Source organism: Photobacterium sp. ABD4_091 (assembly GCF_056160145.1).
Window position 1 is genome coordinate 319,021 of the sequence record NZ_JBSWWQ010000003.1, and the last position, 20,862, is coordinate 339,882.

Below are 20,862 nucleotides of genomic sequence, written 5' to 3' on the forward strand. Positions count from 1 at the left end.
ACAAGGTGGACTATTCACAAGGAGGAGCTAAGTGAATCATCGCCAGGCCGCCGAGTGAGGTTTCGCGGTATTTCTTGTTCATGTCCTTGCCGGTCTGGTACATGGTATCAATCACCTTATCGAGCGAGATGCGCGACTTGCTGTTGCGCTTGAGAGCCATGCGCGAGGCATTGATCGCTTTCATAGCGCCCATGGCATTACGCTCAATACAAGGGATCTGCACCAGGCCGCCGATAGGGTCGCAGGTCATGCCTAGCGAGTGCTCCATGGCAATTTCAGCCGCCATGCAAATTTGTTCGTTACTGCCGCCGCGAATAGCGGTCAGGCCTGCTGCCGCCATCGAAGACGACACACCAATTTCGCCCTGACAGCCCACCTCAGCACCGGAAATCGATGCATTCATCTTGTACAGCATGCCGATAGCGGCGGAAACAGCAAGGAAGTCTTTGATTTGTTTCTCGTCTAGCTCGCGGATGAATTGGTTGTAGTACATCAGCACGGCTGGGATCACCCCGGCTGCCCCATTGGTTGGCGAGGTCACTACCTGTCCGCCAGCGGCGTTTTCTTCGCTAACTGCAAAGGCAAAGACATTGACCCAGTCCAGCACCACCATAGGATCGTTCTCGATCTCCTGGTTGGATTCGAGTTTTTTCAATAGGGCCGGTGCACGGCGCACCACATGCAGGCCGCCTTCCAATACGCCCTCGGTCTCAAACCCGCGGGCCATGCAGTCCGACATCACCTGCCAGATCTGGCTTGCTTTGGCATCCAGCTCTTGCTGGCTGCGGAAAGCCAGCTCGTTGCGCAGGAACATAGCCCCGATACTAAACCCTTCGCGCTCGGTAATGGTGAGGATATCTTCCGCCGATTTAAACTCGAAAGGCACGGTCACTTCGCTGGTGGCTTTACCGTTTTGCAGCTCGTCGGCCGTTGCAATGAACCCGCCGCCAATCGAATAGTAGGTCTCGATGAAAAGTGGGTTGCCGGCTGGGTCAAAGGCGGAAATCGTCATGCCGTTTTCATGCAGCGGGAGGTTATCGCTATGGAACAGCATGTCAGTATCGACATTGAAGGCAATGGTCTTCTTGCCTGCAAGCAACAGGGTTTGGTTTGCAATGCCATCGGCCATGGCTTGGTTTGCTGCCAGGATATCAATGGCATACGGCTTGTTGTTCATCAACCCGAGGATTGAAGCCCGGTCGGTGTGGTGGCCCTTGCCTGTCAATGACAAAGAGCCGTACAGATCCACTTGTACTCGGGCCACATTTTCCAGCATGTCATCCACTTTCTGGCAGAAATCAAAACCGGCCAACATCGGGCCGTTGGTGTGGGAGCTGGACGGGCCTACACCCACTTTGTAGATATCGAAAATAGATAACATGGTACTTCCTCATTGTTCACTTCTACCTGTAAGTTTGGCAAAAGATACATGCTAATTCTGTATAAGTGGCAAATAGTAAAAGCATATACTGACGATTAAGTATCCTGCATTTAAATTAGCTAAGGTGTGATCGCGGTGGGATTGATTGAGTCTAGGGCACGGCAATGAAAGGGAGTATCTAGTGGAAGAAAATAGCAAACAAACGTGTTCGCTAAGTTTCTCATTAGCTAGGTGGCCCTTACTCTGGGCCACCTCTATTTTAACTGAGTAATCGTTTTTGAAATGCACTGCAAGTGCATTTCGTGTTTTTCTCTCTGTTTAAAGCAAAAAACTTCTTTTTGTCTGGGATACTGCTTTATCAGTGATTAACGATCAATGATCAAGGAACAGGTAGTTCTGCCAGCTTTTCATTCTGATCAGAACCTTACGCATAACCGATACATGTTCGAAGCTGTCTGAATAAACGGCGATTTCGACATTGGCCCCTTGCGGCAGGTTGTACTCGCTCAGGTCATCGGTGATTTTTAATTTGACCAACGGGCGGCCTTGGCGAAGAAGCCGGTCACTGCCATAAAGGACACCAGAGGCCTGGATTTGGCTTTCGCCGATGGCGGGCAGTACTTCAACAACTTCTCCCTGAAATGTCTTACCGGGCAGGGCACGGAAAATAAAATCCGCCTTGAAGCCGGGGCGTAGCCTGAGCAAGGAATTTTGCCTGAATGCACCGATAAAGAACTGCTCCTCCTGGTGGACGAACGTCATGACCGGTTTGAGCGGCAAGGGTACGGCCATCATTCCCGGGCGCAAGGTGACCTGGGTGACATAGCCAGCGGTAGGCGCATGCACAACAGTCTCCTCAAGGTTGAACTGGGCTTGGATTAACTGGGCGCGTACCTTGGCGATAGCGGTATTCTCCCCCATTATTTGCGATTCGTAGGCCAGTTTTGCCCGCTGTTCTTCGGCCCGGGCAGCAGAGAGCGATGCCTCCGCACTACGGTAGAACTGGCGGCGGTTGTCTACTTCCGACTTGGTGAAAGCGCCACGCTTGTAGCCTTTTTCATAGCGCTGGAACTGGACCAGGGTTCTGTCCCGTTCCGCGACTGCTCGCTCGGTGCTGGCTTTGGCAGCGTGGTAAGCAGCCTCCAGCCCCATCACATTTTGCTTGGCTTCGGCCAGCGCCGCTAATTGCAATTGGACTTCGGCTTCATACGGGGTCGGGTCGATGCGAAACAGCACATCGCCTTTTTTGACTGCGGTATTGGCCTCAACAGGGACTTCCACTACTTTGCCCCTAACACCCGTCACAATGGGGGTAGTGACATAAAACTGTCCGCCCATGTTGCTGTGCGGATGGTTGTAGTTCATCAGCAAGATCAGGGTGCCGATCAGGATAATACCGCCGAGCACTGCGGTCGGTACTGTCCACTTGTTAAGCGGGATGTTGAATATCTTGAACACCGCAATACACAATGCGGCATAGGTCAGAATGAGTAACAGATCCATTAGTGCTCACCCTCTTGCGAATTATTGCCTGAGTTGTCTTTTTTTGTATCCGCGTTCTTGGTGCCCAAGTTTGGCTCGGTGCCATTTTTGGCCTGCATGACTTCCAGCTCAGCCACTTTCCCTGTCAGGTGTTCGACCTGCTCCGAGAGCTTCAGGATTTCATGGTGCAGCTCGTTTTGCTCGTTCTGGATTTTGGTAAAACCCCAGCCCCTGTCTTCACGCCATAAAGTGGCCCAGATCCAAAGAAAAGGCCATAAGGCATGCAGGGTGAACAGGCTGACCCAGCCAGCGTAGTGGATGGCATCCTGGTGTGGGTGGTTGCGCTTTTTGGAGATTTCGTAGGGGATATCGTGAATGGCGATGATCCCGTAAAACAGGAAGACCGCGACAAAGCACAATACGCCCAAGGCAAAATAGTCGAGAAACATCCTTGCTCCTTGTCCTTGGTGATCACATTCAAATTTAGCACTGATTTACTTTTATGCTTGTTTTTGTTGGCTTTATTTAAGGCAGTTTCTACAAAAATAATACCCTGTGGGGCTATGCTTTTAAGGAATTCACCCTCCAGTTATTGAGTTATTGGTCGATATAGAGAGTTAGCGAAAGAAAGGCCACGATTTTTTGTATAAAGAGGGCGGCCTCACCGAATACCATAGCCGTGTTCGGTAACATGGAAAAATGAATACTGAGTGTCGAGGGGATATGCCTTATCTAATGGTTATAACCGGCCTGTCTGCGGGCCTACTGGCGTGGATCCTGTATCGCGTGTTTACTTCCCAGGGTAAACAGCAACAGTCGATAGAAGAGAAACGGCAGAAAGAAGCCCGTTACCAGCAGGTGCTGGAAAAAGCCAAGATAGCCGAGCGCGAAGAAAAAATCTTCAAGGCCAAGACCGGCCATGTTTCAAGCCAGTTGTCTTTAGCCAAGGAGTATGAGCTCACGAACGTCCGGGAGGCGATTAACTGGTACGAAAAAGCGGCCAAGCTTGACAATATTATTGCCCAGAATGCCTTGGCGCGTTTGTGCCGTGCTGATATTGACGATCCTGATGGCGAAGCCAAATCGCAGTACTGGGAGCAGGTGGTCAAAGCCAAGCGCGGCGAGGCCAAAGAGCTGTTTTCGCTCGGCGTGTTGATGATCCGCGGCCAGGGTACCGAGAGGGATGTAGAAGGCGGGTTGGACAACATTCTCAAAGCTGCCGATAAAGAGCTGCTGGAGGCAATGTTGTTCCTTGGCGACTGGTATCTGTCGGAGTATTCACAACCGAATGAGCCGCTTGAAGCCTTCCTGTGGCGTTTCCGTGCTGCTAAGCAGGGCGATATCAATGGTTTTATGAAGACTGCGTTTTGCTATCAGGCCGGGATTGGGGTGAGCAAGGACAGCAGCCGGGCGTCTTACTGGCTGGAGCGGGCTGCTGAGCGGGGAGAAGGCGAAGCCCAGTTGCTGGTGGCGAAAATGCATAATAGGGAGACGATGGCTGATGCCTCGGTCGCTTATATCTGGTACTCCCTGGCGTATGTAAATGGTTACAAACAGGCAAAGGAAGCCCGGGACGAAGTCGTACAGTATCTCGATATTGACACTATCCTCGGGGTACAGAATGTGGCAAACAAGGTCTACAAATTGCTCAAGCAAGGTGATGAACTTGAGCCCCATTCGGTGATCGCCTTGCTTGATAAGCTCTATGGCCGCAAGGGCTACCGGCCAACCGACGAGATGCTCGAAGCCTTAGCGCTGGGTGAGCTGGAAACTGAAATGGCGACATTGAAGCCGGTAACAAAAGAGGCGCAAACCGTATCATCAAAGGTGCCAGCGGATGCTGAAGCGGTGCAGGTCAAAGATCCTAAACCTGATAGTGCAATGCCCTTTGGGGTTGATAATAGTCAGGTTCAATCCGCCATGTCGGGCTATCAGCAGCAGCCGTGGCAGACATCGTGGGATAGCCTGCTGGCTGGCAGCGATAAAACAAATGCGGAACACACCAAGAGCGCAAACAATAAAGACAAGACTTAACCAACGGTCACGTTGATAGCATGGGCCCGCTGTTGTTTAAACACCAGCGGGCTTTTTGGTTATTGGGCACGGATATAGTCCAGTAGCTGCGGCATTTCTGTCAGGGTGATCACCCTTGGGTCTTTGATTTCAGGTGCATGGGGGGCAGCGTAATGGAACGTGGGGATCCCGGCATTGAGCCCGGCCTGGACACCGCGTGCAGTATCATCGACAAAGACACAGTCTTGTAGCCGGTAACCCATATTCATCGCGGCAAAGTGCAGCAAGTCAGGATCCGGCTTCCAGCTGCTGGCTTCGAAACCACTAAATAGCCTACCCTCGAAATAGTGCAGCATGTTGGTTAGGCCGAGGGTATGTTCCATCTTGTGCACCGGGCCGTTGGAGGCGATGCACATATCGATCCCCAGTTGGGTGAGCTCCTCGAGCAAGTCCGGCACGCCCGCAATCGGTGTCAGGTGTGCATTGAACAGCTTGCGGCATTCCTCCCGGTACATCGGTTCTAGGGTATCGATAGACACGGTTACCCCAGTGCGGCGCCGGGTTTCGGCGAGGATATCGACAATCTTGCCGCCTTGGAAATGCTCGATACACTCATCAAGGCTCAGTTCGCCGCCAAGCCGGGAAAAAATGTTCACTAATGCTTGGTTACACAGCCGTTCGCTGTCTACCAAGGTGCCGTCGCAGTCAAAGATGACGCAGCGGGTTTGATAGGGCTGATCCTTACTCATATTCTTATCCTGTATATAACGCTGCTTTGATTGTTAATCCAGCCTTGCGATTTCGACAATACAGAGTTTGGCGTTTTGCTAGCTACATCGCCAACCGCCTAAAAAATGACATGAATAATTTGATTCAACGCGCATTGATGGGGTTATCAGCGGCGCGGCGTTTATGCCGGCATTGGTGTAGCGCTGTGTTTGGCAATGAAGGCTTCAAGCAAGGTGCTGCCTGAGCCGGCTTCTTGCTGCTCCGCATGCAGGAAATCCCAGATCACATCTTCGTGCTCGGCCACCAGTTGGTATAAGCCATGGTGCTGGGTCGCGGCGGCAGCCTGCTGGCGGTATCGCAGGGTATAGGGCTCAACCCAATCGGCAAGGGTATCAACCAAGGCGTGCCATTCTAGATCAAGCCACTTTTCCGCGTCACGCTGGCCTTTGCCTTCCATTTCGCTATCGTGGTCTGGGCAGGCGATATCGATAGCGTTTAATCCTGTTTTCAGTTTTTTTGCAGTGATTTGCTCGACTTTAATTAACTGCTGCCATTTATGGATGTGGTGATCGTCACTATACTTGTTGGCAAAAGTAGTAAAAAAGGCAATGCCGTAGAGTTCACCGAGGTAGGCAGAATAGAGCGGTGTCTGCATGGGCGGAGACCTGTGTTGATATTTTTGTTGGAAGCGCCGGGTGAGGCAGTGGTGACAATTATAAGGGGTGGCTATGACTTCATCCATATTTCCTTCATGGCTTGGCGGCTATGAAGTTAGGGAACATGTAAAGAACCCGAATATATCAGTCGGGGAGCACACGTATTATTCTGGTTATTACCATGACAAGCATTTCGAGGATCACTGCGTCCGTTACCTGCTGGGGGATCACTCAAGCCGGGCGGTATGGGAATCGGGGATCTTTGGCGAGGTTGACCAGCTGATCATTGGCAAGTATTGCTCAATTGCATCCGGGGCGACATTCATGCTGGCTGGCAACCAGGGCCACCGGCATGATTGGATATCTTCTTTTCCTTTCGATATCGGTAAGTTCGGCGATAAAGTGAAATCAGGCTTTGAGCGTGCGGGCGATACGGTTATTGGCAATGATGTGTGGATCGGCAGCGAATGTGTGATTATGCCGGGCGTTACCATCGGAGACGGCGCGGTGATTGGCGCTCGGGCTGTGGTGACTAAGGATGTTGCGCCCTATGCGGTGATCGTGGGCAATCCGGGCCAGGAGATCAAAAAACGATTCAGTGATGCGCATATTGCCAAACTCCTGGAAATGAAATGGTGGGACTGGTCGATTAAGCAACTGCAGGCGAATATGGATGTGATGTGCAGTAACGATATCGATGCGTTGCACGAGCGCTACCAGCATTTCGAACAGTAAGCCTGAGCTCTAAGTTATAGATGAAAACCGGTCAGCTGGCTGGCCGGTTTTTTCGTGCCTGCCACATTCACAGTCACATTTACAGCTACAGGAAATGGGTTGGGCTGTGGCCGGTCCAGCTTTTGAAGGCGCGGGAAAAGCTGCTGAGATCGGCAAACCCGAGCCGGAAGGCAATATCGGTTAGGTTGATATTGGGCTGGCTGAGCAACAGCAGGGCTTTTTCCAGTTTATATTGCTCTACGACCTGTCGGTAGCTGGAGCCCAGTACGGCAAGCCGGCGGTTGAGTGTTCTGACACTCATCAGCATCTCGGCTGCAATCTTCTCCCGTGAGATGGCTTTCAGGTTGGGTTCGCTATCAAGCAGCTTGTAGATCAGCAGGATGATATCGTGGTTCTCCAACTGGCTAACCGCCTGGCGCAGGGGAGGGATAGTGACGGAATAGAGAGTGGGATCGCGGCTTTTTAGCCGGGTTTTTGTGGCACCGCGAGGAAAGCAGATTTTTAAAATCGGCGAGCCGGTTTCTATCTTACACCCCATCAACAGTTCGAACTGTTGCAGTTGTTCTTGGGGAAACGGCCAGCGGGTGATTTTCAGCACCAAATTCTCCAACCCGCCAGTGGTCTGCTGGATCATTTCGATGAGGGTGGCGATATATATCATGAACCCGCCATCAGAGACTTTCGACTTATCATTGAAGGGGTCATGGTTGATCACCCAAAGCTCGCTGCTGCCTGTTGGCGATATGTGGTGCTTGAGCCGGATGGGTGAGCCTATCACGATGCAGTATTGGCAGGCATCCTGAATGAAACTGTTGAGATCATTGCCAGTCCATAGTGCCAGAGAATAGCAGCTGAAGGTGAGTGGCGAGACATGCTTGGCGGCAAATGCCGGAAAGAGCGGCTCCCCGCTGTCTTGGCACAATTGGTTGAAACGGGCGCTGAAAGCGCGCAGATCGGCTGGGTGAATCCGGATCCGCTCGCTGGCTGTCTCATCAGGGAAGTAATCGCTGGGCTCGAGGCCGAATTGCTTTGCAGCCTTTTGCAGCATCTCTCTCCAGCCTTTGTGGATCGACATGGATGCGCAGGGGAATTGTGGCATGTGGGTTCGGTTATCAGCCTATCTTAACCAGTATCGTATTGATTTAAATGGTACAACGCATCGAAATCATTCGGGAAGTGTGATCGGGCTGAAAACAGTTTGGCGCCCTTTAAGCAGCAGTTCAGCAACGGTTATCACCATCGGGCGACAAATTAGTAGGGCGTATGCCTAAGCTGGCGCCAACTTTTCTGCAGGGCGAGTTCCAGCGGGGTATGTTTGATAATAGGAGGTTGCTTGTGCGACGAGCGGTTTGGCAACTGCCCGCCACGCTGCCATAGGGAACGCATATTGATAAAGCGGCGGAACAATGGTGAAAAGAGCGAGATCGCTTCTAGCACGGTCCAGTGGAGCGGGGTGACAGTAACCGGCTTGCCAGTACTAAGCGCAAGGCCGCGGGCGATATCTTTGATACTCGCTTGGTGCCCAGGGTAGTAGTCGATAACCATGGGTTGGGGAAAATCAGGCTCAGCAGTAATTTGCTGGGCTATGTTCTCGGCCAAGTCGGGCAGGTAGGTCCAGTAGTGATTGACGCTATAGGCGCTGGGTGATTGCAGGATAAGTTTATGGCTGGTTTCCTTTACTAGGATCCCCAGGTAGCTGTGGCCGTGGGAAAAGTTCAGGTCATGGCCATAACAAAGCACCTTGATATTGGCACCGGCCGCTGCGGCATTTTCCAGTTGGCGTCGTATTTTTTTCGGCAGGGCGAAGTCGACCGGTTTTTTCTTTTGCCAAAAAATCAAACTATCCAGCCAAGGCTGGCGGGTATCATACACATTGGTGGTGATAACAAGATTGCGCTGGAACCGGATCACCCGCGTCAAGATTTCATTGAGCGAAAAAATCACCCGCCTGTCCAGGATAGGATCAGGCAGGTGCAGGAAAACGGTGTCGGTTTCGGCAACCAATGCATCGAATAAACGATGATCTTGCTTGGTGAGCTCTGCCAGCGTGAGGTTCGCCGACAAAGGCAAAGGTTGGCTGGTGTCGGCAACGGTAGCGGTCACTTGCCAACCGTAGTTTGCAAGCGACTGGCATAGCAGCGCCCCCATCTCATGCTCAGCACCTAAAACTAAGGCTCTTTTCATGTTCAACTCCAACCTTGCGATTCATTTCAAAATCATAATCAATAGTAAAGCGCCTTTTGACGGTATAGTGAATAGATAAAAACACATAGTGGGTATTTGAGAATGCATAACATGGAATGGGACAGCATTCGTATTTTTCTTGCTGTTGCTGAAGAAGGAAGTATGTCTGCTGCCGCGCAGAAGCTGGGAATGTCCCAGCCGACGGTCAGCAGGCATATATCAGCATTGGAAGAAAAAGTCGGTTTTAACTTATTTGACCGCTCAACGCAGGGGTTGGGCTTGACCCTTGTTGGTAATGAGCTGCTCGAAGCAGCCAAGGAAACAGCAAAAGGTGTTGATGGTTTTATCACCAAAGCGTCTGCACACAGTGACAAGCATACCGGGCATGTGAGGCTGGCAGCCAGCGATACGATCTCTTTTTATTTTATGCCAGCCCTGCTGAACGAGTTCAAACGTCAGTTTCCCGATATTGAAATTGAAATGCTGGTGGCAAACAAAAGTGTCAACCTGAACAAGCGCGAAGCGGATGTTGTGATCTCCAAAGTAAAGCCGGAGCAGCCTGATCTGGTTGTCAGCCTGTTGCACTGTGAAGCGATTGGGTTCTATGCACACCGTGATTACCTGGCAGAGTACGGCAAACCTGCATCGGTGCGGGAAATGTACAGCAGCAGCCACCAGATCATCGGGTATGACCAGCAGCAGGTATATATCGATACGGCCAGCCAGTTTGGTAATTCATTAAGCAAGTCCAATTTCAATTTCCGAACCGATAGCTTCAAGATGCAGCTCGAGCTTGCAAGATCCGGGTCGGGGATCGCGGTCGTCTTCCATTCAATCGCCGAGCGTTACCCTGAGCTGGAGCCGATCCCGCTGGCGGATATTACCCTGCCGGATGTCAATTGGTGGTTAGTGTGCCACCGTGATGTCCATATCAACCCCCGGATCCATCACTTGATGTCTTTCATCAGCGAGTGGTTCCGTTCTGCACACGATAAAATAATGTTAATCAGCTAGTTACGTGTATTTTGCGGAGCCAAAGATGGCTCGCAGATATCCTTTTTATTGCAGAGGGGCTTTTTTCGCCTGATTGCCTCTTGTTTTTTCTATAATTTGTTTAACTGAATAAACATTTCTTTGTGTTTTTTTGTTGCCTCTGGTTACAAAATAGACGCACGAAAACGTTTTCGTTGCTTTAAACTTGATCTGAACCAGTGAATTTTCAATTTTTTTCAAAATTATCGAAACAAAAGTTGAGTTATTCAAAAAAAATTGAATAATGTAATCAAAAGCTATAAATCAGAAGATAATGCTGCTCCACACATTTTTCTTCTGGATAGGTCAACAGACCGGATAGACGTGTAACGGAACATATTGTTCTTGAGACCAATTTAATCTGATGAGATAACCCATGAGCAACTCTCTAGTACTTGTAATCAACTCTGGCAGTTCTTCACTTAAGTTTGCCCTTATCGATACTGTAAGCGGCGAAGCGACCCTGAGCGGTCTTGGCGAGTGTTTCGGCATGCCTGAAGCTGTCGTTAGCTGGAAAATTGATGGTGAGAAGCACGAGCACAAGCTTGACGCTGAAGGTAACCACCACCAGCAGGCTGTTGATCGCATCGTTGCCCTGCTTGAAGAGCAAGGCATGAAGCAAGATATCGTTGCAATCGGTCACCGTGTTGTACACGGCGGTGAGAAATTCACTAAGACAGTTAAGATTGACGAAGCTGTACTGGAAGAGATCGACAACCTGAGCGATCTGGCTCCTCTTCACAACCCTGCTCACGTTATCGGTATGCGCGCTGCAATGACGGCGTTCCCAAGCCTGTCTCAGTACGCGGTATTCGATACTGCTTTCCACCAGACAATGCCGGCTAAAGCATACACTGGTGCTATCTCTCAGAAGCTATACAACGACTACGGTATCCGTCGTTACGGTTTCCACGGTACAAGCCACTACTACGTTAGTCTTGAAGCGGCGAAGGTGGTTAATAAGCCAATTGAAGAGAGCAACTTCATCTCTGTTCACCTAGGTAACGGCGCATCTGTGTGTGCGATTAAGAACGGCAAGTCTGTTGACACTAGCATGGGCTTCACACCGCTTGCAGGTCTAATGATGGGCACTCGCTGTGGTGACCTTGACCCAAGTATCATTGAGTTCCTACTGAAGAAAGGTTGGTCTCAGGAAGAAGTCTTCGACGAGCTGAACAAGAAGTCTGGTCTTCTAGGTGTATCTGGCCTTACAAGTGACTGTCGTGGCATCATCGAAGCGATGGAAAACGGCCACGAAGGCGCAACACTAGCATTCGAACTGTTCTGCTACCGTGTGGCTAAGTACATCGGTTCTTACATGGTTGCGCTAGACGAGCTAGACGCTATCATCTTCACAGCGGGTATCGGTGAGAACTCTCAGCCAATCCGTAGCAAGATCCTAGAGAACCTGAAGATCTTCGGCTACCGTGAAGACGAAGAAGGCAACGCTGCAGCACGCTTTGGCAACGCAGGTATCATCACCAAGCCAAACACGCCAACAGCAATGGTTATCCCAACCAACGAAGAGTGGGTAATTGCTAAAGAGTCAATGGAACTGCTTCACGCTTAATTGCAAGTTCCTGCGCAAGTTCCAGCATAGACACTTACGCATAGACACATAGAAACCGCCAGCAGATATGCTGGCGGTTTTTTTATGCCGCTAGAGCACAATAAGCGACAAATATAGAGGGTGATCAAACTTGAGCCATGGGACAAATGAATTGTGCTGTGAATCGCAATAAAATGGCCAGTAATATTGTCTGTGTTTATGAAGGTTCGACGGTGAAGCATCAACTACTGGCACTCGATTTGGATGGCACAACACTTCAAGATAACCATCAGCTAAACCCCTCAATCAAGGACTTTGTTCATCGTATTAAATCGCACTGCCACGTTGTCATTGTTACCGGGCGCCATCACACAGCCGCTAAACCGTACTACGATGAGTTTAAGCTTGATACGCCGATTATTTGTTGCAACGGCACCTATACATACCATTATCAGCAAGACAAGGTGTTAGACCAAAAGGCGATTGATAAAGGCTTGGCAAAGCGCTTTATCCAATCTGCCGAACAGCACCGGCTGAAAATGGTGATGTATATTACCGATGCCATGACCTATTCCTTATCTGATCCCATCCCCTACATGAAGCCGCTAGATGCCTGGGCAAAAAGCTTCCCGGTAGAAAGCCAACCGAATATCTATCAGACTGACAACTTTGCCTCATTAGCCGAGGTTACGGACTACGTATGGAAGTTTGTGGTTGAAGGGGAACCTGAACGACTAAAGGTGTTTTTGCACCAAACGTGGATCGAAGATCATTTCGAGGGGGCTTGGTCGGGGGAGTCGCGTATCGACTTGGCATTAAAAGGCAACAATAAGGGTGACGCCTTGTCCCGCTATGCACGTCAGCTAGGGATAGAAACCAGAAGTATCGTTGCTGCTGGTGACAACTTTAACGATATTTCGATGCTAGATATTGCGGGTATGGGCATTGCGATGAAGCAGGCGGATCCTACCGTGAAGCAGAGTGCCGACATTATCTGTGAAACGGATAACCATGGTGATGGCTTGGCCAAATTGCTGAAGTGCTATTTTCCTTAGTTGGTGGGGATGATCTTTAGTTTGAGGGTGGCGAGGAAAAGGCAGCCCACAGTTACCTGTGTTGCTGCCTTGGAGATGAGGTGGATTAATTTTATCCTGACTGATTCATGAGCTGAGCTAAACGGAGTTAACTCCTTGCCATTTGCTTATAACGGTCAAAGATAACCGCCGCCAGAAGGATGGCACCACGGACCACATACTGCGCAAAGGGTGACATATTTAACAGGTTCATGGCATTTTCAACCGTACCTAGGATGAGCACCCCAGCAATCACGTACGATACTTTACCAATTCCCCCCTTGAGCGATACCCCGCCCAAGACACAAGCTGAGATTACGACTAGTTCAAAGCCGACAGAAGTCATCGGCTGGCCACTGGTCATGCGCGCAGCCAGGATCACGCCGGCCAATGCTGAGATAAATCCCGAAACGGTAAAAATGAGCATCTTGGTTTTTACCACGTTGACCCCCGCCAGTCGGGCTGCTTCTTCGTTACCGCCGATTGCCAGTGTATTGCGGCCGTAGACAGTGCGGTTGAGCAAAAACGCGAACACCGCAAAGGTAGCGATGGTCAACCAGACCGGGGTTGGGATACCCAGTAGTGAGGAGTTGCCGAGGGCAAAAAAACTCTCCTCGGTGATCCCCACGGCTTTACCGTCTGAGATGATATAACCCAGGCCGCGGGCAATTTGCATGGTGGCAAGCGTGGTGATCAACGCATTGATTTGTAGCTTGGCAATCACAAATCCATTGAGCAGGCCGAATGCGACGCCTGAAAGCAGGCCAGCGCCAATCCCAAGTACCACGCTGCTGGTGGCGTTGATCGCAACCGCTGTCACTACTCCTGAGCAGGCAATCACCGATGCCACGGACAGATCGAGATCGCCGCATGCTAGGCAAAACAGCATGGCACACGCCACCATTCCACTCATTGAAATTGCTAGCCCTAGCCCTTTCATATTGATGAAGGTAGCGAAATAGGGGACGAAGAAGCAGCACAGTAAAAATAGAACCGCAAATACCATCAGCATGCCAAACCGGTCCCATATTCCGGCAAAGTTAAATGCAGGCTTGGTGCTTTTTTGCTCCAGTACTTTGGTCGAACTTGTTACGGACATATGTAATTTCCTCTTTATGCGGCAGTTTGGCTGTGGCCCAGCATGGCAAGGCTGAGGGCGACGTGCTCTTTGAAGTCATGACGCTGTAGTTCTCCGGTAACAGCGCCTTCTTTCATGACCATCACCCGGTCTGAGATCCCCAGTACCTCGGGCAAGTCGCTCGAGACAACAAGCACTGTTACCCCCCGTTCTGCCAGGTTAAAGATTAATTCGTAAATTTCTGATTTGGCGCCAACGTCGATACCTCGGGTCGGCTCATCCAATAGGATCACTTTCATCTCGGTGGACAGCCAGCGGCCGAGGATCACCTTTTGCTGGTTGCCGCCCGACAGTTGGCCTATTGACTGTTGTAGCGAGGCGGTTTTGATTTTGAGCGCATTGCGCTGCAGCTCGGCGTTGGTTTTCTCCCACAAAAAGTCAATCAGGCTACCGAGCTTTAAATGCCAGGGGCGGGCGCTGATATTGGTGTTTTCCGCAACCGAGAGTATCGGTACGATACCGTCCGATTTTCGGTTTTCAGGACACAGGGTGATACCGGCATTGATGGCCTGTTGCGGGTTTTTGATGGTAGTCGGCTGGTCATGGATGTACACTTGCCCTGCCTGGGCCCTCTCGGCACCGAAAATAAGGCGCATGAGTTCTGTCCGGCCTGCGCCGACCAGACCAAACAAGCCCAGGATTTCACCCTGGCGAACATTCAGGTTAACCGGTGTCGTTAACCCTTTTCCTTCCAGGTTTTCAAGCCGCAGGCCGGTGCTACCCAAAGGGCGTGGACAGTAGTTGTAAATATCATTTATTTCCCGCCCGACCATTAGCTCGACCAGTCTGTCGTGGGTTAGGGAGGACAGTTCATCGAATGTCTGGACATGGGTACCGTCTTTGAAAATCGTTATGGCATCGCACAGCTCAAAAATTTCCTCCATTCGGTGTGATACATAGAGGATGATTTTTCCGTCATCTCGCAGCTCGCGGATCACTTTGAATAAGTTTTGGATCTCACGCTGCGACAGACTACTGGTGGGCTCATCGAAAGCGATGATCTGAGCGTTTCGGCTTAGCGCTTTGGCTATCTCTACCATTTGCCATTGGCCGATGGAAAACTCCTTCAGCGGACGAGATGGATCGAAATCTTCCCCTAATCGCAGAAGCTGCTCCCGAGCCCGGGCGTTCAGGGTCTCGGTGTCCACTTTACCGCCCTTGGTCGGCATCTGCCCTAGGTAAATATTCTCTGCCACACTTAATTCCGGGACGAGATTGAGTTCTTGATAAATGATGGCAATGCCTTGGTTGAGTGCGTCAGTCGCCGAGTTGATTGACAGGGGCTTACCGTCGACGATCAAATCACCCTCGGTAGGCAGGTACAAACCACTGAGGGTTTTGAGCAGGGTTGATTTTCCCGCGCCATTCTCGCCCATCAAAGCATGGATGCTGCCTTTGTTGGCCCGAAAGCTGATGTTACTGAGTGCTTTTACCCCGGGGAAATGCTTCGAGATATTGCGAAACTCGAGATAAGAAGGGGAATTTTCCATGATTTATTTCTCCGTTTACAACGAAAACGGCGGCAAGGAAACTGCCGCCGCGTCTAACTTAAAGACCTTTTTTCTCCAGTTCATCACGGAAGTTTTCACGGGTGATCAATACAACGTCGGTGACTTCCACGAACTTCTCAGGCTGCACATCGTCTTTCACCCAATGGTAGAGCGATTCGATACTCTTGAAGCCGTGAACGTCTGGGCTCGGCAGCAGTGAACCGTAAAAGCCGGTTGCGCTGGACTTGGCCAACTCATTGACGGCATCCACGCCGTTGATGCCGATACCAATGACATTCTCAGCAGCGAAGCCCTGTCCTTCAGTCGCCCGGACACCGCCTAGTACGGTGTTGTCGTTCATACCGACAACCATCCATTGTTTGACTGTGGGGTACTGGACAAGCAGTGAGTTGGCAGCATCGAGTGCCCCTGGGATGTCATTGGATTTGGTTGGTACGCGATAAATTTGAGCGGCAGGGAATCCAGCTTCCTGTAGCGCTTTGATCGAGCCATCGACTCGGCGGCGGGCTGTATCAAGTTCATCGGCTGTAATGGCCATGACACCGGTTTGTGATGCATCCCAGCCGCGTTTTTGCATCTCAGCATAGAGCTCGGTTCCTTGGCGGTAGCCGATTTCGCTGGCCGCCATCATTACCAAAGGCACATTTGTCATTGGCTCGCCCTTGGCGTTGAGGAACTGATCATCCACCGTGACGACCTTCAGGCCATAGCTGTTGGCTTTGGCCATAATGGCAGGGCCAAGTTTCGGATCGGGGGTACAGATGACAAAGCCTTTAGCACCACTGGCTGCCAATGTGTCAATCGCGTTCAGGGTTTTTTCACCATCAGGCACGGCCATCTTGATGACTTCAAAGCCATATTGTTCACCAGCCTTCTCCGCGAAAGACCATTCTGTTTGGAACCATGGCTCTTCCGGCTGCTTGACTAGGTAACCCAGTCGCAGATTATCGTCACTCGAGCCAAAAAAAGCGCTTGCAGACGCACTTAGCATCGTAAAGCCAGACAGGGCAGCAATTGTAAGTAGTTTTTTTATTTTCATTGTCTTCCATCCACTGGTAGAGGTGAGTGTTCAGTGACCATCTTTGTGGATATTTGAGGGTTTGTTAGTGACAACAATCACAGTCAGAAAATGTAGCGATTAAGTCCATGTATTTAGCAGTGGAAGCTATGAGTTAGATCTCAAAAGAAATGCTTGAGCTGTATTTTGCTTGTTTGATGTGCGTTTTGGTGATTTTTGCCATCAATTTATGTCTTGTGGCTATGTTACGAAATTTGTTAATCACAGCACATATAATTGGCGGTGGCGATTTTGTCCATAAATATAGCGGTGTTATTTATGTGATTCACTGTTCTCTCTAGCTATAACAACAAGTAGTTAAATTTGCTTGCCCAAAGAGTTGGAGTGGTTATGGAGACAACAAAGACACAGCATCATGTGATTGGTTTGGACTTTGGTTCGGATTCCGTACGTGCGCTTATTGTTAATGCTGACACGGGAGTGGAAGTGGCGTCCTCGGTGGTGAACTATTCGCGCTGGATGAAAGGGTTATACTGCCAGCCTGCGAAGTCGCAATTTCGCCAGCACCCACAAGATTACTTGGATGCTATGACGCAGGCTATCCAGATCGTGGTGGCCGACGTCCCTCGGGCAGTGGCTGAATCCGTTGTCGGGATCGGGGTCGATACTACGGGCTCGACACCTGCGCCGATTGATGAAAACGGAAACGTCCTGGCCCTGCTGCCGGAGTTCGAACACAACCCCAACGCCATGTTCGTGCTGTGGAAAGATCATACTTCTGTTGCTAAGGCAGATCTCATCAACGAGCTGGCTCACTCCGGGCAGTATCCAGATTACACCCGCTATATTGGCGGCAGGTACTCTTCTGAATGGCTCTGGGCAAAAGCTGCATGGGTGAGCGAGCAGGATGAACGGGTTGCCGAGCATGCCTATAGCTGGGTTGAGTTGTGTGACTGGGTGCCGGCAATCCTTTCCGGTAGTCAGCACCCGGCCAAGCTACGCCGAAGCATATGTGCCGCCGGCCACAAAGCGATGTGGCACGAGAGCTGGGGTGGGTTGCCAGACCAGCATTTCCTAAATGCTATTTCACCAACGCTGGCCGGTTTGCGCGAGCACATGTTTAGCGAGGTGTTCACATCCGATCAAGCGGCAGGCCACCTTGCTCAGGACTGGGCTGATAAATTGGGTTTGCCGCAAGGGATCGCCATTGCCATTGGTGAATTTGACTGCCATATGGGCGCGGTGGGAGCCGGAGCAGGAGCCAACGATTTGGTTAAGGTTATCGGTACTTCGACCTGTGACATCCTGATGGTGGACGCCGAGGAGGTGTCCGATCGAACCATTCATGGTATTTGCGGGCAGGTCAACGGGAGTGCAATGCCCGGACTACTGGCACTGGAAGCTGGCCAGTCTGCTTTCGGCGATATGTATGCATGGTTCAAGAATGTGCTGATGTGGCCGCTGCTGGCTTACACCGAGCGCAATCCGGAGTTTGCCCCCACCGCAGAGGCACTGGCTGCCGACATGCTACCGCTGCTATCTGAAGCCGCACAGCAGCAAGGCATCGAGCAATCCTCTCCTGTCGCCATGGACTGGCTTAATGGCCGGCGAACCCCTTACGCCAACCAGCGACTCAAGGGCGCGGTTTGTGATCTGAATCTGGGCAGTAATGCCCCTGCCATTTTTGCCGCTCTGGTTGAGTCGACTGCCCATGGTGCCAAAGCGATAGTTGACTGTTTCATCGAGCAGGGGATGACGGTGGAGCGCGTGATAGCCATTGGTGGTATCGCCCAGAAGTCACCCTATGTGATGCAGATGTGCGCTGATGTCATCGGCCGGGAAATCATTGTCGTCGAGTCCGATCAATGTTGTGCGCTGGGGGCTGCCATTTTTGCCGCTGTTTGTGCTGGTGTCTACCCAGATACCGCGTCAGCGCAAGCTGTGATGGCTAGTCCGATCCGCCAGACCTATATTCCTAACCCAGGCGTTCAGCCTCTTCGTGCCCAGCGTTATGCAACCTATCGCCAGCTGGGGCAGGGTATGGAGCAAATCGCCGAATTCCATCAGGCACAGGAGCGCCAAGATGTCTGAACATACTCAATGGAATAAGCTCGAATCAACAGTCAGGCGCCTGCAAACACTGCGCCATCAGGTTTGGCAGGCCAATATGGATCTGCAGCGTCACCAATTGGTGACCTTCACGTGGGGCAATGTATCGGGTATCGACCGCGAGTCAGGTTTAGTGGTGATTAAGCCCAGTGGCGTGGAATACGCTGAACTTAGTGCCGACAACATGGTGGTGGTTGATTTGCAAGGCCATGTGGTCGAGGGTGAGCTCAACCCGTCTTCTGATACAGCCACACACTTAACATTGTACCGTCAATACCCGGCTATCGGTGGCATCGTCCATACCCATTCGCCACAGGCTACTGCGTGGGCGCAGGCGGGCAGGGCAATTCCTGCACTGGGCACGACCCATGCCGACTACTTCTATGGCCCGATCGCCTGTACCCGAGCCCTGACCAAACAGGAAATTGCCAATGATTACGAGCTCAATACAGGCAAAGTCATCGTGGAAGCCATTGCTGATGCAGATGTGATGGCCTCTCCTGGGATCTTGGTCAAAGAGCATGCGCCCTTTACCTGGGGTAAAGATCCCCATCAGGCCGTCCACAATGCCGTGGTAGTCGAAGTTGTTGCTGGCATGGCGCTGCAGACACTTCAGATCAATGCCGGTGTCAGTTCTCTTAATCAGGCACTATTGGACAAGCACTATTCGCGCAAGCACGGCGCCAATGCTTACTACGGCCAAACCAAAAATAAGGAAGCATAATGGAGACGTTCAATGAAAAACAAGTATGGTTTGTAACGGGTTCTCAGCACTTGTATGGCCCTCAAGTGCTGCGTAGTGTGGCTAATGACAGTGAAGAGATTGTCCTAGGCCTGAATGCCGCCGAGGGTATTTCTGTCGCAATAACCAATAAGGGGACGGTGAAAACACCGGATGAGATTTTGGCCGTGTGTCGTGCCGCGAATAATGACCCCAATTGTGTCGGGTTGATGCTGTGGATGCATACCTTCTCGCCGGCAAAAATGTGGATAGCCGGTTTGACCCAGCTGAACAAGCCGTTTTTGCATTTACATACCCAGTTTAATGCCGCCTTGCCGTGGGATGAAATCGACATGGATTTCATGAACCTCAACCAGAGTGCCCATGGTTGCCGTGAGTTTGGCTTTATTGGCAGCCGTTTGAACATTGAGCGCAAAGTGGTCGTAGGGCATTGGCAAAACCCGCAGGTGCATCAGGACATTGATGATTGGTGCCGCGCAGCGATCGGAGTACAGGCTGGGCAGGCACTGAAGGTTGTACGCTTCGGTGACAATATGCGCCAGGTTGCTGTTACTGAGGGCAACAAAGTTTCCGCTCAAATTCAGTTTGGGTACGAAGTCCACGGTTACGGTTTAGGTGAATTGAGCGAATCTGTCAATGCTGTTGCAGACGGTGAAGTCAACCACTTGTTAGACGAATATGCATCGACATACGACATGTCGGCGGAGCTGATTAATAACCCCGAACAGAAGAAGCTGCTGGTGCAAGAAGCACGTCTGGAGCTGGGGATAGAGTCTTTCCTGACGACGGTAGGTGCAGGGGCGTTTACCAATACGTTTGAGAACCTGTCTGGCTTAACCAACCTGCCGGGGCTGGCAACCCAACGTTTGATGGCGAAGGGGTTTGGCTATGGCGGCGAAGGCGACTGGAAGACGGCAGCGATGACACACATCATGAAAGTGATGGGGCAAGGCAAGGTAGGCGGTACCTCTTTTATGGAGGACTATACCTATAACTTTGGCGCTACGGATCAGGTGCTGGGCGCCCATATGCTAGAAGTGTGCCCGAGTATCGCGGCAGCAAAGCCTAAATTGCAGATCCACCGTCATACTATAGGGTGTAACTGTGATATTCCACGTCTGATTTTCAGCGGTCAGGAAGGGGAAGCGTTGAATGTGTCAATCATTGATTTGGGTGAACGTTTCCGGATGATTGTCAACTTGGTCGATACCGTAGCGCCGGCTCAGTCTTTACCCCGGTTACCGGTAGCCCATGCTCTGTGGGAGCCGCAACCCAACCTTAGCACCGCTGCTGCAGCCTGGATCCATGCCGGTGGCGCGCATCATACCGTCTACAGCCAGGCCGTAACGCTGGCCATGCTAACCGATTATGCAGAGATGCTAGGCATTGAGCTGGCGGTGATCGACAACAGTACCCACTTGCGCCAATTCAAGCAGGAGCTGCGCAATAATAGTGTCTATTATCGTATTGGTTAGCTCTTGCCAAACAGTGCTCCCGCGAGGGAGCACAC

Annotated in this window: 18 protein-coding genes; 8 read left to right on the plus strand and 10 right to left on the minus strand. The window is 51.2% G+C overall.

Annotated elements, in window-relative coordinates:
* Window positions 1-10 precede the first annotated feature (10 nt).
* The 3 genes from ACXAGQ_RS22880 to ACXAGQ_RS22890 all read right to left on the minus strand — a co-directional run bounded on the left by ACXAGQ_RS22880 (window position 11) and on the right by ACXAGQ_RS22890 (window position 3,312).
* Entirely contained in the window at window positions 11-1,381 is a 1,371-nt protein-coding gene (locus tag ACXAGQ_RS22880; RefSeq protein WP_475257043.1) for an L-serine ammonia-lyase, read from the minus strand.
* 372 nt (window positions 1,382-1,753) lie between these two features.
* Window positions 1,754-2,884, minus strand: coding sequence for an HlyD family secretion protein (locus ACXAGQ_RS22885; RefSeq protein WP_475257045.1), 1,131 nt, complete (start codon window positions 2,882-2,884; stop codon window positions 1,754-1,756).
* Window positions 2,884-3,312, minus strand: a complete 429-nt coding sequence (locus tag ACXAGQ_RS22890) for a DUF3302 domain-containing protein (protein WP_475257047.1) — start codon at window positions 3,310-3,312, stop codon at window positions 2,884-2,886. The genes ACXAGQ_RS22885 and ACXAGQ_RS22890 overlap by 1 nt, the downstream gene beginning before the upstream one ends.
* A gap of 250 nt (window positions 3,313-3,562) precedes the next feature.
* Here ACXAGQ_RS22890 and ACXAGQ_RS22895 point away from each other — a divergent pair, with 250 nt between their 5' ends.
* Complete coding sequence (locus ACXAGQ_RS22895) at window positions 3,563-4,897, plus strand: tetratricopeptide repeat protein (RefSeq protein WP_475257049.1); 1,335 nt, start codon at window positions 3,563-3,565, stop codon at window positions 4,895-4,897.
* 59 nt (window positions 4,898-4,956) lie between these two features.
* Here the strand turns inward: ACXAGQ_RS22895 and yieH are convergent, their stop codons facing one another.
* Together yieH and ACXAGQ_RS22905 are read right to left on the minus strand one after the other, a co-directional pair.
* Window positions 4,957-5,625: a 6-phosphogluconate phosphatase gene (yieH, locus tag ACXAGQ_RS22900; protein ID WP_475257050.1), complete on the minus strand. Its 669-nt coding sequence runs from the start codon at window positions 5,623-5,625 to the stop codon at window positions 4,957-4,959.
* Between the two features lie 161 nt (window positions 5,626-5,786).
* A complete protein-coding gene (locus tag ACXAGQ_RS22905; protein ID WP_475257052.1) occupies window positions 5,787-6,260 on the minus strand; it encodes a hypothetical protein in 474 nt (157 codons plus the stop codon).
* 73 nt (window positions 6,261-6,333) lie between these two features.
* Here ACXAGQ_RS22905 and ACXAGQ_RS22910 point away from each other — a divergent pair, with 73 nt between their 5' ends.
* Complete coding sequence (locus ACXAGQ_RS22910; RefSeq protein ID WP_475257054.1) at window positions 6,334-6,996, plus strand: CatB-related O-acetyltransferase; 663 nt, start codon at window positions 6,334-6,336, stop codon at window positions 6,994-6,996.
* A gap of 85 nt (window positions 6,997-7,081) precedes the next feature.
* Here ACXAGQ_RS22910 and ACXAGQ_RS22915 read toward each other — a convergent pair whose 3' ends face one another.
* A complete protein-coding gene (locus ACXAGQ_RS22915) occupies window positions 7,082-8,044 on the minus strand; it encodes a helix-turn-helix transcriptional regulator (RefSeq protein WP_475257055.1) in 963 nt (320 codons plus the stop codon).
* Window positions 8,045-8,247: 203 nt separating this feature from the next.
* Window positions 8,248-9,180 carry a Rossmann-fold NAD(P)-binding domain-containing protein gene (locus ACXAGQ_RS22920; RefSeq protein ID WP_475257056.1) on the minus strand — a complete coding sequence of 311 codons (933 nt, stop codon included), beginning with the start codon at window positions 9,178-9,180 and terminating at the stop codon, window positions 8,248-8,250.
* Window positions 9,181-9,282: 102 nt separating this feature from the next.
* On the opposite strand from ACXAGQ_RS22920, the gene ACXAGQ_RS22925 reads away from it, so the two are divergent.
* From ACXAGQ_RS22925 to ACXAGQ_RS22935, 3 genes are all read left to right on the plus strand, one after another.
* Window positions 9,283-10,194 carry a LysR family transcriptional regulator gene (locus ACXAGQ_RS22925; protein ID WP_475257057.1) on the plus strand — a complete coding sequence of 304 codons (912 nt, stop codon included), beginning with the start codon at window positions 9,283-9,285 and terminating at the stop codon, window positions 10,192-10,194.
* 394 nt (window positions 10,195-10,588) lie between these two features.
* The gene (locus ACXAGQ_RS22930; protein WP_475257059.1) at window positions 10,589-11,782 is read left to right on the plus strand and encodes an acetate/propionate family kinase; all 1,194 of its coding nucleotides are present in this window, start codon (window positions 10,589-10,591) and stop codon (window positions 11,780-11,782) included.
* Between the two features lie 173 nt (window positions 11,783-11,955).
* On the plus strand, window positions 11,956-12,816 hold the full coding sequence (locus tag ACXAGQ_RS22935; RefSeq protein ID WP_475257438.1) for a Cof-type HAD-IIB family hydrolase: 861 nt from the start codon (window positions 11,956-11,958) through the stop codon (window positions 12,814-12,816).
* 127 nt (window positions 12,817-12,943) lie between these two features.
* On the opposite strand, the gene araH is transcribed toward ACXAGQ_RS22935, so the two are convergent.
* The 3 genes from araH to ACXAGQ_RS22950 are packed head-to-tail and all read right to left on the minus strand — an operon-like array spanning window position 12,944 to window position 16,522.
* Complete coding sequence (araH, locus tag ACXAGQ_RS22940) at window positions 12,944-13,933, minus strand: L-arabinose ABC transporter permease AraH (RefSeq protein ID WP_475257061.1); 990 nt, start codon at window positions 13,931-13,933, stop codon at window positions 12,944-12,946.
* A 14-nt stretch (window positions 13,934-13,947) separates the two neighbouring features.
* Window positions 13,948-15,462 (minus strand): L-arabinose ABC transporter ATP-binding protein AraG, encoded by a 1,515-nt coding sequence (araG, locus tag ACXAGQ_RS22945; RefSeq protein ID WP_475257062.1) that lies wholly within the window; start codon window positions 15,460-15,462, stop codon window positions 13,948-13,950.
* Between the two features lie 58 nt (window positions 15,463-15,520).
* On the minus strand, window positions 15,521-16,522 hold the full coding sequence (locus tag ACXAGQ_RS22950) for an arabinose ABC transporter substrate-binding protein (RefSeq protein ID WP_475257064.1): 1,002 nt from the start codon (window positions 16,520-16,522) through the stop codon (window positions 15,521-15,523).
* Between the two features lie 369 nt (window positions 16,523-16,891).
* Between ACXAGQ_RS22950 and ACXAGQ_RS22955 the strand changes: the two genes are divergently transcribed.
* The 3 genes from ACXAGQ_RS22955 to araA are packed head-to-tail and all read left to right on the plus strand — an operon-like array spanning window position 16,892 to window position 20,827.
* Window positions 16,892-18,592: a ribulokinase gene (locus tag ACXAGQ_RS22955; protein WP_475257066.1), complete on the plus strand. Its 1,701-nt coding sequence runs from the start codon at window positions 16,892-16,894 to the stop codon at window positions 18,590-18,592.
* Window positions 18,585-19,334: an L-ribulose-5-phosphate 4-epimerase gene (locus tag ACXAGQ_RS22960; RefSeq protein ID WP_475257067.1), complete on the plus strand. Its 750-nt coding sequence runs from the start codon at window positions 18,585-18,587 to the stop codon at window positions 19,332-19,334. The genes ACXAGQ_RS22955 and ACXAGQ_RS22960 overlap by 8 nt, the downstream gene beginning before the upstream one ends.
* Window positions 19,334-20,827 (plus strand): L-arabinose isomerase, encoded by a 1,494-nt coding sequence (gene araA, locus ACXAGQ_RS22965; RefSeq protein WP_475257069.1) that lies wholly within the window; start codon window positions 19,334-19,336, stop codon window positions 20,825-20,827. Before ACXAGQ_RS22960 ends, araA begins: the two co-directional genes overlap by 1 nt.
* Window positions 20,828-20,862: the final 35 nt, after the last annotated feature.

Coding starts and splice junctions, on each gene's coding strand:
- ACXAGQ_RS22880 (WP_475257043.1), bottom strand. CDS start 1,381: ATGTTATCTATTTTCGATATCTACAAAGTGGGTGTAGGCCCGTCCAGC.
- ACXAGQ_RS22885 (WP_475257045.1), bottom strand. CDS start 2,884: ATGGATCTGTTACTCATTCTGACCTATGCCGCATTGTGTATTGCGGTG.
- ACXAGQ_RS22890 (WP_475257047.1), bottom strand. CDS start 3,312: ATGTTTCTCGACTATTTTGCCTTGGGCGTATTGTGCTTTGTCGCGGTC.
- ACXAGQ_RS22895 (WP_475257049.1), top strand. CDS start 3,563: ATGAATACTGAGTGTCGAGGGGATATGCCTTATCTAATGGTTATAACC.
- yieH (WP_475257050.1), bottom strand. CDS start 5,625: ATGAGTAAGGATCAGCCCTATCAAACCCGCTGCGTCATCTTTGACTGC.
- ACXAGQ_RS22905 (WP_475257052.1), bottom strand. CDS start 6,260: ATGCAGACACCGCTCTATTCTGCCTACCTCGGTGAACTCTACGGCATT.
- ACXAGQ_RS22910 (WP_475257054.1), top strand. CDS start 6,334: ATGACTTCATCCATATTTCCTTCATGGCTTGGCGGCTATGAAGTTAGG.
- ACXAGQ_RS22915 (WP_475257055.1), bottom strand. CDS start 8,044: ATGCTGCAAAAGGCTGCAAAGCAATTCGGCCTCGAGCCCAGCGATTAC.
- ACXAGQ_RS22920 (WP_475257056.1), bottom strand. CDS start 9,180: ATGAAAAGAGCCTTAGTTTTAGGTGCTGAGCATGAGATGGGGGCGCTG.
- ACXAGQ_RS22925 (WP_475257057.1), top strand. CDS start 9,283: ATGCATAACATGGAATGGGACAGCATTCGTATTTTTCTTGCTGTTGCT.
- ACXAGQ_RS22930 (WP_475257059.1), top strand. CDS start 10,589: ATGAGCAACTCTCTAGTACTTGTAATCAACTCTGGCAGTTCTTCACTT.
- ACXAGQ_RS22935 (WP_475257438.1), top strand. CDS start 11,956: ATGGCCAGTAATATTGTCTGTGTTTATGAAGGTTCGACGGTGAAGCAT.
- araH (WP_475257061.1), bottom strand. CDS start 13,933: ATGTCCGTAACAAGTTCGACCAAAGTACTGGAGCAAAAAAGCACCAAG.
- araG (WP_475257062.1), bottom strand. CDS start 15,462: ATGGAAAATTCCCCTTCTTATCTCGAGTTTCGCAATATCTCGAAGCAT.
- ACXAGQ_RS22950 (WP_475257064.1), bottom strand. CDS start 16,522: ATGAAAATAAAAAAACTACTTACAATTGCTGCCCTGTCTGGCTTTACG.
- ACXAGQ_RS22955 (WP_475257066.1), top strand. CDS start 16,892: ATGGAGACAACAAAGACACAGCATCATGTGATTGGTTTGGACTTTGGT.
- ACXAGQ_RS22960 (WP_475257067.1), top strand. CDS start 18,585: ATGTCTGAACATACTCAATGGAATAAGCTCGAATCAACAGTCAGGCGC.
- araA (WP_475257069.1), top strand. CDS start 19,334: ATGGAGACGTTCAATGAAAAACAAGTATGGTTTGTAACGGGTTCTCAG.